Origin of the sequence: Shinella daejeonensis, assembly GCF_024281235.1 — a bacterium.
GTDB lineage: Bacteria > Pseudomonadota > Alphaproteobacteria > Rhizobiales > Rhizobiaceae > Shinella > Shinella daejeonensis.
This window is the reverse complement of sequence record NZ_JAHWXY010000001.1, coordinates 962,855-978,224: the sequence shown is the minus strand read 5'-3', so window position 1 is coordinate 978,224 and position 15,370 is coordinate 962,855. Positions and strand designations below refer to the sequence as shown.

General features: G+C 64.2%; 14 protein-coding genes. 13 read left to right on the top strand and 1 reads right to left on the bottom strand.

Going from position 1 to position 15,370, the window contains the following annotated elements; genetic code table 11:
- Positions 1 to 27 precede the first annotated feature (27 nt).
- The 12 genes from ybgC to KYK29_RS04555 all read left to right on the top strand — a co-directional run bounded on the left by ybgC (position 28) and on the right by KYK29_RS04555 (position 13,575).
- On the top strand, positions 28 to 483 hold the full coding sequence (gene ybgC, locus KYK29_RS04610; protein WP_254689659.1) for a tol-pal system-associated acyl-CoA thioesterase: 456 nt from the start codon (positions 28 to 30) through the stop codon (positions 481 to 483).
- A 321-nt stretch (positions 484 to 804) separates the two neighbouring features.
- Entirely contained in the window at positions 805 to 1,521 is a 717-nt protein-coding gene (tolQ, locus tag KYK29_RS04605; protein WP_254689658.1) for a protein TolQ, read from the top strand.
- 31 nt (positions 1,522 to 1,552) lie between these two features.
- On the top strand, positions 1,553 to 2,002 hold the full coding sequence (gene tolR, locus KYK29_RS04600) for a protein TolR (protein ID WP_254689657.1): 450 nt from the start codon (positions 1,553 to 1,555) through the stop codon (positions 2,000 to 2,002).
- A gap of 9 nt (positions 2,003 to 2,011) precedes the next feature.
- Positions 2,012 to 3,076, top strand: coding sequence for a cell envelope integrity protein TolA (gene tolA, locus KYK29_RS04595; protein WP_254689656.1), 1,065 nt, complete (start codon positions 2,012 to 2,014; stop codon positions 3,074 to 3,076).
- A 21-nt stretch (positions 3,077 to 3,097) separates the two neighbouring features.
- Entirely contained in the window at positions 3,098 to 4,402 is a 1,305-nt protein-coding gene (gene tolB, locus KYK29_RS04590) for a Tol-Pal system beta propeller repeat protein TolB (protein ID WP_254689655.1), read from the top strand.
- A gap of 217 nt (positions 4,403 to 4,619) precedes the next feature.
- Entirely contained in the window at positions 4,620 to 5,153 is a 534-nt protein-coding gene (gene pal / locus KYK29_RS04585; RefSeq protein ID WP_254689654.1) for a peptidoglycan-associated lipoprotein Pal, read from the top strand.
- 150 nt (positions 5,154 to 5,303) lie between these two features.
- Positions 5,304 to 6,296: a tol-pal system protein YbgF gene (gene ybgF, locus KYK29_RS04580; protein WP_254689653.1), complete on the top strand. Its 993-nt coding sequence runs from the start codon at positions 5,304 to 5,306 to the stop codon at positions 6,294 to 6,296.
- Positions 6,297 to 6,315: 19 nt separating this feature from the next.
- Complete coding sequence (tilS, locus tag KYK29_RS04575) at positions 6,316 to 7,593, top strand: tRNA lysidine(34) synthetase TilS (protein ID WP_254689652.1); 1,278 nt, start codon at positions 6,316 to 6,318, stop codon at positions 7,591 to 7,593.
- Positions 7,594 to 7,769: 176 nt separating this feature from the next.
- Complete coding sequence (gene ftsH / locus KYK29_RS04570) at positions 7,770 to 9,692, top strand: ATP-dependent zinc metalloprotease FtsH (protein ID WP_254689651.1); 1,923 nt, start codon at positions 7,770 to 7,772, stop codon at positions 9,690 to 9,692.
- Between the two features lie 298 nt (positions 9,693 to 9,990).
- Entirely contained in the window at positions 9,991 to 11,343 is a 1,353-nt protein-coding gene (gene glmM, locus KYK29_RS04565) for a phosphoglucosamine mutase (RefSeq protein ID WP_254689650.1), read from the top strand.
- 262 nt (positions 11,344 to 11,605) lie between these two features.
- Complete coding sequence (locus tag KYK29_RS04560; RefSeq protein ID WP_254689649.1) at positions 11,606 to 12,436, top strand: outer membrane protein; 831 nt, start codon at positions 11,606 to 11,608, stop codon at positions 12,434 to 12,436.
- A gap of 299 nt (positions 12,437 to 12,735) precedes the next feature.
- On the top strand, positions 12,736 to 13,575 hold the full coding sequence (locus tag KYK29_RS04555) for an outer membrane protein (protein ID WP_254689648.1): 840 nt from the start codon (positions 12,736 to 12,738) through the stop codon (positions 13,573 to 13,575).
- A gap of 30 nt (positions 13,576 to 13,605) precedes the next feature.
- On the opposite strand, the gene KYK29_RS04550 is transcribed toward KYK29_RS04555, so the two are convergent.
- Positions 13,606 to 13,956, bottom strand: a complete 351-nt coding sequence (locus KYK29_RS04550) for a hypothetical protein (RefSeq protein ID WP_254689647.1) — start codon at positions 13,954 to 13,956, stop codon at positions 13,606 to 13,608.
- 205 nt (positions 13,957 to 14,161) lie between these two features.
- On the opposite strand from KYK29_RS04550, the gene KYK29_RS04545 reads away from it, so the two are divergent.
- Positions 14,162 to 15,343: a phosphoserine transaminase gene (locus KYK29_RS04545; protein WP_254689646.1), complete on the top strand. Its 1,182-nt coding sequence runs from the start codon at positions 14,162 to 14,164 to the stop codon at positions 15,341 to 15,343.
- Positions 15,344 to 15,370 lie beyond the last annotated feature (27 nt).

The following is a 15,370-nucleotide window of genomic DNA, read 5'->3' as shown; positions in this document are numbered from 1 at the left end:
GTTTGAAACGGCAGGAAAGGTTCTGGTTTGGACGCAACGCCGCATTCCATCGCCGGAGAACTGACCGACACGGGTCACCGGCTGACGCAACGGGTCTATTATGAGGACACGGATTTTTCCGGCGTCGTCTATCACGCCCGCTATCTGCATTTCATGGAGCGCGGGCGGACGGACTATCTGCGCCTGCTCGGCGTGGAGCAGGGCAATCTCGCGGTGGCCGGCGACCGCGAAGGGATGGCCTTCGTCGTCCACCGGATGGAGATCGACTTCCGGGTGCCGGCGCGCATGGACGATATCCTGACCGTCCTGACCATGACGGAAAAGGCCGGCGGGGCGAAGATGGTTCTCACGCAGGAAATCCGCCGTGAGGGCCAGCTCCTGATCGCCGCGCGGGTGATCATCGCCGTCGTCAATGCCGCCGGGCGACCGCGCCGGCTGCCCGAGGGGCTGGCGCAAAGGTTTCTGGCCGCCGCCGCGGGCTGACGTGTTTTAGCGGTAACGGTTGCTTAACCATAATGATGTCTTACTCGTCGTGTGAGGATTCCGTGCGGCGCACGTCATCCTTTAACCAAAATTGACGGCAAGAAGGCAGGCTGTAAGCGTTTGACCGGCATGGCGCCGGCGGCATCAACCGGACATTCTTGACGGGCATGCGAAGCGGGCGCGGGACATAAACCGTGCGAGCGGAGCGTGTTTGCTGAGCACCGGCGCGGTTCCTCCTCCCAGGAAGACCGCCCGGATGGAATGTCAACCCGGTTCGGGCCGCGCGCCTGGCCGGGTGTTTGGATTCGGGGACATCGGTCTATGGAACAAGTGGGTTTGGAAGCGGTCGGCAGCGTGACCCTTTGGGGTCTGTTCATGCAGGCCGGATTCGTCGTGAAACTGGTCATGCTGGGGCTGATCGCCGCTTCCATATGGACCTGGGCCATCGTCGTCGACAAGTCGCTGAGCTACGGCAAGGCCCGTCGCCAGCTCGACAGTTTCGAGCAGGTCTTCTGGTCCGGCCAGTCGCTGGAGGAGCTTTACCGAACGCTCTCCGACCGGCAAACCTCGGGCATGAGCGCCATCTTCGTGGCGGCGATGCGGGAATGGAAAAAGAGCTTCGAGCGCGGCGCGCGCGCGCCCATCGGCCTGCAAATGCGCATCGACCGGGCGATGGACGTGACGCTTGCGCGGGAATCGGAGCTGCTGGAGGCGCGGCTCGGCTCGCTTGCCACCATCGGTTCGTCGGCGCCCTTCATCGGCCTGTTCGGCACGGTGGTCGGCATCATGACCTCTTTCCAGGCGATCGCCGGCTCCAAGCAGACGAGCCTTGCCGTCGTGGCTCCCGGTATCGCCGAGGCGCTGCTGGCGACGGCGATCGGCCTGCTTGCCGCAATTCCGGCGGTTATTGCATACAACAAGTTCTCTGCCGACGCCGGAAAGCTGACGGCGCGCATGGAAGGCTTTGCCGACGAGTTCTCGGCCATCCTGTCGCGCCAGATCGACGAGAAGCTGCAACCGCGCGCTGCGGCGCAGTAGAAAACCGACGGGCTCAAGACGGAGAAACGCCATGGGCATGTCAGCCGGAGCGAAGAACCAGGGCGGCGGTCGCCGCCGCAGAGGCAGCCGGAAGGCGCCGATCAGCGAGATCAACGTCACGCCTTTCGTTGACGTGATGCTCGTGCTGCTGATCATCTTCATGGTGGCCGCGCCGTTGATGACCGTCGGCGTGCCGATCGACCTGCCGAAGACCCAGGCAAGCGCCCTCAACGCCGATACCCAGCCGATCACCGTTTCCGTCAAGGCGGACGGAGAGGTCTATCTGCAGGAAACCGCGATCCCGATCGACGAGGTCGCCGCCAAGCTCCAGGCGGTCTCCACCACCGGCTATACCGAACGCATCTTCGTGCGCGGCGACGGCACGGCGCCCTATGGCATCATCGCCGACGTGATGTCGCGCATCCAGGCGGCCGGCTATACCAATATCGGCCTCGTCACCGAGCAGAAACCGGACAGGTGACCTGAGGTCATGAAGGCCAGCCTCGCCACATCCGCCGCGCTTCACGCCCTGGTTCTCACCTGGGCGCTGGTTTCGCTCGGCAGTCCCGAAAGCTTCGATGTCGCCGACGTCGAGGCTCTGCCGGTCGATATCGTCTCCATCGAGGAACTGACCCAGATCCAGCAGGGCGACAAGCAGGCGCCGGTGAAGGACAAGGCGGCGCCGGTGCCGACCGCCAAGGAGACACCGGTCGAGAACGCCGAGAATGTCGGCGACAGCGACGTCGACCTGAAGAACCTGCCGATGCCGGAAGAGCGCCCCCGCGACATCGAGACGGCGGCCGCGCCGGAAAAGGCCGAGAAGGTCGTCCAGACCCCGGACCCCAAGCCCGTCGAGGACGTCAAGCAGGAAGAGCCGCCGAGCGAGCCTTCGACGGAGGTCGCCGCCCTTCCCGAGGCCCGGCAGGACGTCGCGCCGGATCCCAAGCCCGATGCGGCGCCCGCCGAAGAGGCGCCGCCGGAAGAGGCGGAGGCCGAAGCGCTTCCCGACAAGGTGCCGGTTCCGGCCATGCGGCCGAAGGTCGAGCAGGCCCAGGCCCAGACCGCCAAGACGCCGGAGCGCAAGAAGGAAGAAAAGAAGAAGCAGGAAAAGGCGAGTTCGCTCAATGAGAGCGACTTCAACGCCGACGAGATCGCTGCCCTTCTCAACAAGGAAAAGGCATCGGGCGGCGGCGCCAAGCGCTCCCGCGACGAGGCGGCGCTCGGCGGCAAGAAGACGACGGGCGGCAGCAAGCTTACGATGAGCGAGATGGACGCGCTGCGCGGCCAGATCCAGAACAACTGGTCGATCATCCCCGGCCTTGCCGACGCGGCCGAAGTGCGCATCAAGGTGACGATGCAGCTCGATCAGAACGGCGACATCATCGGCGAACCGAGCGTGGTGGCGACCGGGGGAACAGAATCGGCGCGCCGCGCGCTTGCCGGCGGCGCCAAGCGCGCCATCATGAAATCACGCCCCTTCCGGGGGCTGCCGCCTGAAAAATACGATGCCTGGCGCGAAGTCGTCGTAAACTTCGACCCCAGCGATATGATGTAAGAACTAGGAAGGCCCAGACATATGTTGAGACGTAAACTTCTCCGTTTCCTGGTCGTTCTGGCGGGACTGATGGCGTTTCTGCCGCAGGCCCGGGCGCTTGTGGAAATCAATATCAACAAGGGCAACGTCGAGCCCCTGCCGATCGCCGTCACGGATTTTGTGGCGGAAGGAGACCTCGGCCAGCGCATCACGGACGTCATCGCGGCCGATCTGAAGCGCTCCGGCCTCTTCGCGCCGGTCAATAAGCAGGCCTTCATCGAGAAGATCAGCAATCCGGATCAGGCTCCGCGCTTCGATGACTGGAAGGTCATCAATGCCCAGGCGCTGGTCACCGGCCGCGTCACCCGGGAGGGCGACGGCCGGCTGCGGGCGGAGTTCCGTCTCTGGGACACGTTCGCCGGCCAGCAGCTCACGGGCCAGCAGTTCTTCACGCAGCCGGACAACTGGCGGCGCGTCGCCCACATCATCGCCGATGCCATCTATGAGCGGCTGACCGGCGAGAAGGGCTATTTCGACACCCGGATCGTCTATGTCGCCGAAAGCGGCCCCAAGAACGACCGCAAGCGCCAGCTCGCGATCATGGATCAGGACGGCGCCAACGCCCGTGCGCTCACCAATGCTAACGAACTGGTGCTGACGCCGCGCTTCTCGCCGAGCCGGCAGGAAATCACCTATATGTCCTTCGAGGGCAACCAGCCGCGCGTCTATCTGCTCCAGCTCGAGACGGGACAGCGCGAGGTGGTCGGAAACTTTCCCGGAATGACGTTTTCGCCGCGCTTCTCGCCGGACGGCCAGCGCGTCATCATGAGCCTCCAGCAGGAAGGCAACGCCAATATCTATACGATGGACCTGCGCTCGCGCACGACGACGCGGCTGACCTCGACGGCGGCGATCGACACATCGCCGTCCTATTCGCCGGACGGAACGCAGATCGTCTTCGAAAGCGACCGCGGCGGACGCCAGCAGCTTTACGTGATGGGCGCCGACGGCTCGAACCAGCGCCGCATTTCCTTCGGCGACGGGTCCTATTCCACGCCGGTCTGGTCGCCGCGCGGCGACCTGATCGCCTTCACCAAGCAGTCCGGCGGAAAGTTCTCCATCGGGGTGATGCGCACCGACGGCTCCGGCGAGCGGATCCTGACCACCGGCTTCCATAACGAGGGCCCGACCTGGGCGCCGAACGGTCGTGTGCTGATGTTCTTCCGCCAGTCGGCGGGTGCGGGAGGCCCGCAGCTTTATTCGATCGACCTGACGGGCTACAACGAGCAACTGGTCAAGACGAACGGCTTCGCCTCCGACCCGGCCTGGTCGCCGCTTCTCGAATAGGCCGCATTTATGGCAATTTCGCCGCGTTCTCGCCGCAAAGTCCTGCATATGAGGCGGAACGGCGAGGCGCGGCGCGCGGTTGGCGCGAGGCCGGCAATGAATTGTTAACCATAAGCGTTGAACGCCGATTAACCGACGCAGGTTACAGTCTGGCAACCCTGATTGAAGCCCGTGCTTCAGCCGATATGACACGCAAACGACGCAAGGAGACCGGCCTATGAGCCGCATTCAAACTCCGGCCGCAGGCCGCCTCCAGACCATCGCGCGCAACCCGGTGATGCTTGCCCTTTGCATGACGCTGGCGCTGGCGGGCTGTGCCTCCAAGAAAAACCTGCCGAACAGCGCCGGCGAACTCGGCCTGAACGGCGCCGGCGCCGCCACGCCGGGCTCGCAGCAGGATTTCACGGTGAATGTCGGCGACCGCATCTTCTTCGATACGGACTCCACGTCGGTTCGCGCCGACGCGGCCGCCACGCTCGACCGTCAGGCCCAGTGGCTGCAACGCTATCCGAACTATGCGATCACCATCGAAGGCCATGCCGACGAACGCGGTACGCGGGAATACAACCTGGCGCTTGGCGCGCGCCGTGCGGCCTCGACGCGGCAGTATCTCGCCTCGCGCGGCGTTCCGGCCAATCGCATGAAGACGATCTCCTACGGCAAGGAACGTCCGGTCGCCGTTTGCGACGACATCTCCTGCTGGTCGCAGAACCGGCGCGCCGTCACGGTGCTGGGCGGCGCGGGCATGTAGGCCGCCCGCATGTCGAACTGGAAATGGCGGCCGACGGCCGCCATTTCTTTTTTATCATACTTTGGCCGAACTCCGTTGCTTTCTGGAGACAATTGGCGAACTCTCCGGCAGCGCTCAGGCGTCAAATTTGGACCAACAGGACGAAGACATATGAAGAAACTTGTCGCGGCAGGCGTTTTCAGTCTCGCAGCGGTAGCAGCCATGGTCGGGCCGATCAGCGCCTCGCCGCTGTCGGGAATGACAACCGGTTTCCCGCCGGCGCAGGGCGGCGGAAAAGCAAAGGGCGGCATTGTGCTCGCCCAGGCCATGGACCCGCGCGTCGGCCAGCTTGAGGAGGAAATCCGCTCGCTCAACGGCCGTATCGAGGAGATGAGCTTTCAGTTGCTGCAAATGCAGGAAGTGATCCGCAAATCCCAGGAAGACAACGAATACCGTTTCCAGGAAATTGAAAACGGCAAGGGAAAAGGCGAGCACGGCGCTCTCGACAAACCGGTCGGGGACGGTTCGCAGGACCGGCAGATCGCCGCAAACGAGCCTCCGGCGGATTCGTCCGCCGGAGGCAGCGCCCAGGCTGGATCGAGCGGCGGAGCCTTGCCGCAGGAACTGGGGTCGATCCGCTTCGACGAGAACGGCCAGCCGATCGGCACGGATATCAACCCCGACCTTCATAACCAGAGCGCGTCGCTTGGCGGCAATGTCGTCGGCGACAATGCCGTTTCCGGGGCGGACGCCGGCGCACAATCCGGGACGGCCTCGCTCGACAGGCCGGAAGATCTCTATCAGGCGGCCTACGGGCATGTCCTGTCCGGCGATTATCAGGTCGCCGAGCGCGAATTCCGCGATTATCTCGATATCTTCCCGAACGGCGACAAGGCGTCGGACGCCAGCTTCTGGCTCGGCGAGGCGCAATATTCGCAAGGCAACTACAATGAGGCGGCGAAGACCTTCCTCAATGCCCATCAGACCTATGGCAAGTCGAAGAAGGCGCCGGAAATGCTCTTGAAGCTCGGCATGTCGCTGGCCGCTCTCGACAACCGCGAGACCGCTTGCGCGACGCTGCGCGAGGTCAACAATCGGTATCCCGACGCCTCCACGGCGGTGAAGAACAAGGTGGCCGCCGAAACGGGCCGGCTGTCCTGCTGAAAGTGCCGGATCTGCGGCGATGAGGCGCGCCGGCGAGACCCTTCTCGAGGTTGCTGCCCGCTTTCTTTCCAGTTTTCCGCGTCCCGCGACGCTGCTTGTCGCCGTTTCCGGCGGAAGCGATTCCCTCGGACTGCTGCTGGCGCTCAAGTCCTGTCTTTCGAGCGGCCGCCATCCCGGTCTTTCCCTTCACGCCTGCACGGTGGATCATGCGCTGCGCACCGGATCGGCCGAGGAGGCTCGCTGGGTCGGCGCGTTATGCGCGCGTCACGGCATCGCGCACAGCATCCGCCGCTGGGACGGCGATAAGCCCGCAACCGGCGTGCAGGCGGCGGCCCGCGCGGCCCGCTACGACCTGCTTTGCGCCGCTGCGGCAGAGATCGGTGCGGACGCGGTGCTGACCGGACATACCGCCGACGACCAGCGCGAGACGATCGCCATGCGCACCACGCGCGCGTCCGAGGGCGTCGGGCTGTCCGGGATGGCCGGGGCGGTCCTGCTGTCCGGCCGTTTCTGGCTGGTGCGGCCGCTGCTTTGTGTCCGCCGCGCCGAGATACGATCTTTCCTGGCGTCTGCCGGCGAAGGCTGGCTGGAGGACCCGAGCAACGCCAACCCGCGTTTCGAGCGGGTGCGGGTTCGCATGGAGCGCGACGGTGGCGCGGCCCCGGAGGCGACCGACCGGCTTGCCTTGTCCGTGCGGGCCGCCGCTTTCCTCGACAGGTGTGCGCAGGCGCCGCAGCCGCATCTGTTCCGGCTGGAGCCGGCGATGCTCGACGAGGCGATCGGCGACCCGGCGGTGTGGCGCGGATTGCTGTTGCTCGCGGCCACCGCCGGCGGACGGGTGCATCCCGTGGAACGGGCGGCGGCCGAAAGGCTGAGGGCGTTCGTGGGAAGCGGCATCCTGTCGCGGCTGACGGCGGGGCGGGTGGTCTTCGACCGGAGACGTGACGGGCTTTTTCTTTATCGCGAGCGGCGCGGGCTTGCGGCAATCGAGGTTCCGGCAGGCGAAACGGCTGTCTGGGACGGGCGGTTCCGCGTCGCGAACCGATGGGATCGTCCGCTCGTGGTGATGCCGGGAGACCCGGCCGGATCGAGGCTTTCGGGTCCGGCGCGCCGCGCTGCCAAAGCCGCGCCCTTCGCCTGTTTCGATGACGGTTCGCCGGTCTCCGAGGGGTGGCCGGCGCTTACGCCGCTGGTTGCGCCCTATGCGCGGTTCCTGCCGGGCTTCGACCTGCCGCTGGCCCAGGTGCTCGCCCGGCTTGCCGGCTGCGATCCCTTTCCGCTTCCGCCCAATGAATAGGCCGGCTCGGCGACGGCCCGGGCGGGCGACCGTATTTTTGCCGCTGGCTGCGGCGATAGTGCGAGAAATGCCCCCAGTTCCTTGCGCTTTGCCTTGGCAAGGCCCGGCAGCGCCCCTATGTTAGACGCAAAGAAGCGGCCGGGAGCCCCCGGCCGGGAAAGTGCCCGGAAAACCTGATGAATCCCAACTTCCGAAATTTCGCCCTTTGGGCGATCATCGCCCTCCTGCTGATCGCGCTTTTCAGCATGTTCCAGACGAGTCCGGCCCAGACCGGCTCGCGGGAAATCCCCTATTCGCAGTTCCTCAAGGAAGTGGATTCGAACAGGGTCAAGGAAGTGGTGATCACCGGTAACAAGGTGGTCGGCAGCTACGTCGAGACGGGCGCGACCTTCCAGACCTATACGCCGAACGGCGACACCTCGCTGATGCCGCGCCTGGAATCGAAGAATGTCATCGTCAATGCGCGACCGGAAACCGATGGCTCCTCCGGCTTCCTCAGCTATATCGGCACGCTTCTGCCGATGCTGCTGATTCTCGGCGTCTGGCTGTTCTTCATGCGCCAGATGCAGGGCGGCTCGCGCGGCGCGATGGGTTTCGGCAAATCCAAGGCGAAGCTTCTGACCGAAGCGCATGGCCGGGTGACCTTCGCCGATGTCGCCGGTGTCGACGAGGCCAAGCAGGATCTTGAGGAAATCGTCGAATTCCTCCGCGACCCGCAGAAGTTCCAGCGCCTCGGCGGCCGCATTCCGCGCGGCGTCCTGCTTGTCGGCCCGCCCGGCACCGGCAAGACGCTGCTGGCGCGCTCCGTCGCGGGTGAGGCCAATGTGCCCTTCTTCACCATTTCCGGTTCGGACTTCGTGGAAATGTTCGTCGGCGTCGGCGCAAGCCGTGTGCGCGACATGTTCGAACAGGCCAAGAAGAATGCACCCTGCATCATCTTCATCGACGAGATCGACGCCGTCGGCCGGCATCGCGGCGCCGGGCTTGGCGGCGGCAACGACGAACGCGAGCAGACGCTGAACCAGCTTCTCGTCGAGATGGACGGCTTCGAGGCGAACGAGGGCGTTATCCTGATCGCCGCCACCAACCGCCCCGACGTTCTCGACCCCGCGCTCCTGCGCCCCGGTCGTTTCGACCGGCAGGTCGTGGTGCCGAACCCGGATATCGTCGGCCGCGAGCGCATCCTGAAGGTGCATGTGCGCAACGTGCCGCTCGCGCCCAACGTCGATCTCAAGATCCTGGCGCGCGGCACGCCCGGTTTTTCCGGCGCCGACCTCATGAACCTCGTCAACGAGTCGGCGCTGATGGCGGCGCGGCGCAACAAGCGCCTCGTCACCATGCAGGAATTCGAGGACGCCAAGGACAAGATCATGATGGGCGCGGAGCGTCGCTCCTCCGCCATGACCGAGGCGGAAAAGAAGCTTACGGCCTATCACGAGGCTGGCCACGCCATCGTCGCGCTCAACGTGCCGGCGGCCGATCCGCTGCACAAGGCGACGATCATCCCGCGCGGCCGCGCGCTCGGCATGGTCATGCAGCTTCCCGAAGGCGACCGCTATTCGATGAGCTACAAGTGGATGGTTTCGCGCCTCGCCATCATGATGGGGGGCCGGGTTGCCGAGGAAGTCACCTTCGGCAAGGAGAACATCACCTCGGGGGCGTCTTCCGATATCGAGCAGGCGACCAAGCTCGCCCGCGCGATGGTCACCCAATGGGGCTTTTCCGACCAGCTCGGACAGGTCGCCTATGGCGAGAACCAGCAGGAGGTTTTCCTCGGCCATTCCGTGGCGCAGCAGAAGAACGTTTCGGAAGCGACCGCCCAGAAGATCGACAACGAGATCCGCCGGCTGATCGACGACGCCTATAACGAGGCCAAGCAGATCATCACCGGCCAGCATCACGAATTCGTGGCGCTCGCCGAAGGCCTGCTTGAATATGAAACCCTGTCGGGCGACGAGATCAAGGCGCTGATCCGCGGCGAGAAGCCTGCGCGCGATCTCGGCGACGACACGCCGGCGCCGCGGGGTTCGGCGGTGCCGAAAGCCGGCCACAAGAAGGGCGGCGAGCCCGAGGGAGGCCTGGAGCCCCAGCCGCAATAGGCCCCGCGTTCTCCCTTCCCGATTCTGGACCGGCCGGAAGAAGACTTCCGGCCGGTTTTCGTTCGGTAACGGTCTGTAATGAATTCTGATGCCAATATGGATGTTCTTCATCCGGTTTTGTGGCAAAGACATAAAAATCCACGCGCTCGGGCCGTGCGAGACCGGCTGGATGCCGTTGGCGATCCAGGCAGGAATGCGCAGCGGTCCGGCGGTCCGGCGGATATGGAACGACAGGGCGTCCGCCATTCGGGCAATGCGGGGAACGCCCGAGCGCCGCCGGCGATCTTCAGGAGTTGATATGAAACGTCGTTATTTCGGTACGGACGGTATCCGGGGACAATCGAATGTCTTTCCCATGACGCCGGATCTGGCCATGCGCGTCGGCATCGCGGTCGGCACGATCTTCCGGCGCGGCGCGCATCGCCACCGTGTGGTGATCGGCAAGGATACCCGTCTTTCCGGCTATATGCTCGAGAATGCGATGGTTGCCGGTTTCACGGCGGCCGGGATCGACGCCTTCGTCCTCGGCCCGATCCCGACGCCGGCTGTGGCCATGCTGACCCGGTCGCTGCGCGCGGATATCGGGGTGATGATCTCCGCCTCGCACAATCCGTTCCAGGACAACGGCATCAAGCTGTTCGGACCGGACGGTTACAAGCTTTCCGATACGCTGGAAGCGGAAATCGAGGATCTGCTCGACACGGATATCGCGCCGCAACTGGTGCGCGCCGAGGAAATCGGCCGGGCCAAACGCATCGACGGTGTCCATGACCGTTATATCGAACATGCCAAGCGTACGCTGCCGCGCGACGTCACCCTGAAGGGCCTGCGGGTCGCCATCGACTGTGCCAACGGCGCCGCCTATCGGGTGGCGCCGGCGGCGCTATGGGAGCTTGGTGCCGATGTCGTGACCATCGGCGACCAGCCGGACGGCCTCAACATCAATCTCGAATGCGGTTCGACCCACCCTGCGGCGCTGCAACGCAAGGTGCATGAAGTGCGCGCCGATATCGGCATCGCGCTCGACGGCGACGCCGATCGGGTCCAGATCGTCGACGAGAACGGCACGATCGTCGACGGCGACCAGCTGATGGCGGTCATCGCCGAGAGCTGGGCGGCCGACGGGCTGCTGCGTGGCGGCGGGCTCGTCGCCACGGTGATGTCCAATCTCGGGCTGGAGCGCTTCCTGAAGGACAAGGGGCTGGGCCTCGAGCGCACCAAGGTCGGGGACCGTTACGTCGTCGAGCATATGCGCCAGAACGACTACAATGTCGGCGGGGAGCAGTCGGGCCATATCGTGCTGTCCGATTTCGGCACGACCGGCGACGGGCTTGTCGCCGCGCTACAGGTTCTCGCCTGCATCAAGCGGAGCGGCCGTCCGGTCAGCGAGGTCTGCAAGCGTTTCGATCCGGTGCCGCAAATCCTCAAGAACGTGCGGGTGAAGGCCGGCAAGCCGCTGGAGGATCCCGCGGTGCATCAGGCGATCGCCGATGCGGAGAACGAACTTGCCGCCGGCGGCCGCCTGCTGATCCGTCCCTCCGGCACGGAACCCCTGATCCGGGTGATGGCGGAAGGCGACGACCGCGCCAAGGTCGAGCGCATCGTCGATGAACTGGTCGGCGTCATCGCGTCGGCGCGCAGCGCTGCCTGAAGCATTTTTGCGCTGGCAGGCAGCAGCAAGCCCACCGGAATACAGTAAAGATCGATGAGTAACATGGACGTCCGGCGAATATTCGCCGGACGTTTGTATTTTATACTTTCTTGACTGGAATTACTAATATACGTTAAGAAATACGGTAAATCTTTGTAGTTAATTACGCCTTAACCTTTGCAGCTTATTGTCCCTAGGCGATCTAGGGGCTTGGGCATCCGATACATCGGCACCAAGCGGCAAGCCTATTTGGAGACAGGCGATGAAAAGAGTTTTGAGTGCCGCCGCAGCCGTCCTGATGACGGGTTCGTCCGGCTATGCGGCTGATTTCTATCAGCCGGAAGTGATCGAGGTTCCTCCGGTCGAGCAGGTGGTGGCGCCGGCGGGCGGCTGGTATCTGCGTGGCGACACGGGATTTTCCCTCAATAAAATGCGCGGCGCCCGCTACTTCCAGGGTAGCAACAAAAACATGCATGACTTCGATACGGCCAAGCTCGGAAACGGCTTTTCGATCGGCGGCGGCGTCGGCTACCAGATCGACGATCATCTGCGCACGGACGTCACGCTCGACTACATGTTCAAGTCCAAGTTCCGCGGCTCGACCTCCGGCTTCTGCGGCGGTGTCGCCTGCCATTCGAGCGACCGTTCCTCCATGACGGCGCTGAGCCTTCTGGCCAACGCCTATGTCGATATCGGCACCTACGGGATTTTCACGCCCTATGTCGGCGGCGGTATCGGCGGCACCTATGTGAAATGGAACAATCTGGACAATACGATCTGCGACGATCCCACCAACCCCGGTTGCTACACCACCGGGCACGGCGGCAAGAAGAGCTGGCGCTTCACCTATGCGCTGATGGCCGGCGCCTCCGTCGATCTGACCTGCAACCTGAAGGCCGACGTCGGCTATCGCTTCCGCCATATCACCAAGGGCGACATGTTCGGCTTCAAGGCCAATGGTGGTCCGGGTTACGACAAGGGCTTCTATACCCATGAGGCGCGTGCGGGCCTTCGCTATGCCTTCAGCGGCTGCGAGGAACAGGTCTATATCCCGCCGGCCGATATCCCGATCAGCCAGCCGGTCTACAAGTAGGACCACAAGCGATCTTCCAGCGCATTTCCAGCAAAAGTGTGAAACGGTTTTGCATCCGGAAATGCGGCTAAAGCAAAGAGATGGAGCGATACTGCCGATTCGGTGAAGACCGGAACCGCTCTCATGGAGGGCCGCCCCGCAACGGGCGGCCTTTTGGCGTTCGGGGATCTCCCGCGCGCCGTTTAACCGTTTCTTCACGCCTTAAGATTTATGGTTAACGAGTGGTGTCCGATGGTCGGCGGCTTGTGTTCCGCCCGCGGATGCCGATCCATCCGCTGCTGGATTGAAGGAACCAGACCATGCTTCGTTCGACCTTATTGCCAGGGATCGCCCTTGCCGCAGGACTGGCTGCTCCGGCAGCGCTGGCGGCGGATTTCGATATCATCAACGTTCCGGAGATCGACGTCTCCGGTTCCTCGGCCGCGCAGGGATGGTATATCCGCGGCGATCTCGGCTATGCCGGCTGGGTGAAGGGCGGCAAGCCGGCCTATACGGTCTATGAACCGGGCGGCACGGTCTTCTCGCGCGAAAGGTTCGACAGCGCGCGCTTCTCCGAGCCGATGTCCTACGGCGTCGGCATGGGCTATCAGTTCAACAGCATGTTCCGTGCCGATCTGACGACGGATTTTTTCAACGGCAGCCTTGAAGGCCGCTCCGATATCGCCGCTCCTTGCTCCGCCTCCGAGGCGGTCGGCACCGGCTGCGGTTTCAATCACAAGGCGGGCTACAACGCGTTCAACGTCATGGCCAATGGCTATCTCGACCTTGGGACGGTCATGGGCTTCACGCCCTATGTCGGGGCGGGCGTCGGCGTCACGCGTCTCGACTGGAATAACCTGAAGTCGACGGCCTATTGCATCGACGGTTCGGCCGCCTGCTCGGGCGCTTCCCACGGCTCCGGCGCGCTGCCGGGCTACGATAGCTGGCGCTTCACCTATGCGCTGATGGCCGGCGCGTCCTACGACATTACGGAGCGGGTCAAATTCGATCTCGGCTATCGCTTCACCGATGTCGACGGCGGCAAGATGTTCGGCTATGGCGCCACCGAACGCGGCTGGGGCGCAAGCGGCGCCAAGGGTCATGACAGCGGCTTTCAGAAACACGAGATCCGCGCCGGTATCCGCGTCACCACCTGGTAGGCGGATAACCCTCCGGATCCGTGGCCGACCTCAGGAGCCGGCCTCCTCGTCCAGATGCAGCCTGTGCAGGATCCGGTGCACGATGGGGGCGAAGATCACGCTGAAGGCGGCGAGGAAGAACAGGTTGGCATAAAGCCCGAAGAGGCCCGCGAACATCTTGCCGATGGCGCTTTCCGGCATCTGCACCAGCCCGAAGCCGCTCAGGATGAAGGCGGCATGCAGGATCGCCTGCTCGGGTCCATGGCCCTCGAAGATCATGAAGCCGACGGCGCCCGCGGCAATCGAGCAGGCAAGGATGGCGAGGACGTAAAGCGCGTGTTTCGCAAGACGCCGGGCGAACCGTTTACGGCTGATCAGCCGGTCTGACGTTTTCTCATACATGGCCGGAGGTTCGCCCGACAGCGGGGCGAAGGCAAGCCTGCCGGAACGCCATTCCGGCCGCCGCGATGTCGCGGTGGCGCATGAAAGCTGCGCGATTTGACGCGTGCTTGCTTTTTTCTCTTGCGGCGGGAGCGACATTTCCTTATACGCGGCGGCGGGACACCCTTCCCCAACGAAGGGCTTTCTATCTGGAAGGATAGCCATCATGACGAAGACCGTCACCCCGCCGGACGTCCGTCCGAACAATACCCATTTTTCTTCAGGCCCCTGCTCGAAGCGTCCCGGCTGGTCGCTGGACGCGCTTGCCGATGCTCCGCTCGGCCGTTCGCATCGCGCCAGTATCGGCAAGGCGAAGCTGAAAGAGGCCATCGATCTTACCCGCGACGTCCTGGAAGTACCGGCGGATTACCGCATCGGCATCGTTCCGGCTTCCGATACCGGGGCCGTCGAAATGGCGCTCTGGTCGCTGCTCGGCCCGCGCGGCGTCGACATGGTCGCCTGGGAAAGCTTCGGCTCGGGCTGGGTCTCCGACGTCGTCAAGGAGCTGAAGCTCCCCGATACGCGCAAGATCGTCGCCGATTACGGCCTGCTTCCCGACCTTTCCACGATCGACTTCGACCGCGACGTCGTCTTCACCTGGAATGGCACGACCTCGGGCGTGCGCGTTGCGAACGCCGATTTCATCCCGGCCGACCGCCAGGGTCTGACGATCTGCGACGCCACCTCGGCGGCCTTCGCGCAGGCGCTCGATTTTTCCAAGCTCGACGTCACCACCTTCTCCTGGCAGAAAGTGCTTGGCGGGGAGGGCGGTCATGGCGTCATCATCCTCAGCCCCCGCGCCGTCGAGCGGCTGGAGAGCCATACGCCGTCCTGGCCGATGCCGAAGATCTTCCGCATGACCAAGGGCGGCAAGCTGATCGAGGGCATCTTCCGCGGTGAGACGATCAACACGCCCTCCATGCTTTGCGTCGAGGATTACATCGATGCGCTCAACTGGGCGAAGCGGATCGGTGGTCTCAGGGCGCTGATGGCGCGCGCCGACGCCAATGCCGCCGTCATCTTCGATTTCATCGAGAAGAACGACTGGATCGAAAACCTCGCCCGGGATCCGGCGACCCGTTCCAACACGTCGGTCTGCCTGACGATCGCCGACAAGGACGTGCTGGCGCTCGATGCCGATGCGCAGGCCGCTTTCGCCAAGGCGATGGTCTCGCTGCTCGACAAGGCGGGCGTCGCCTTCGATATCGGGGCCTATCGCGACGCGCCGTCCGGCCTTCGCATCTGGACGGGCGCGACCATCGACACCGCCGATGTCGAGGCGCTGATGCCGTGGCTTGCCTGGGCCTTCGAAACGCAGAAGGCGACCCTTTCCAAGGCTGCGGCCTGATTTCGCGATCCGGCTTCGTCCTTCGGG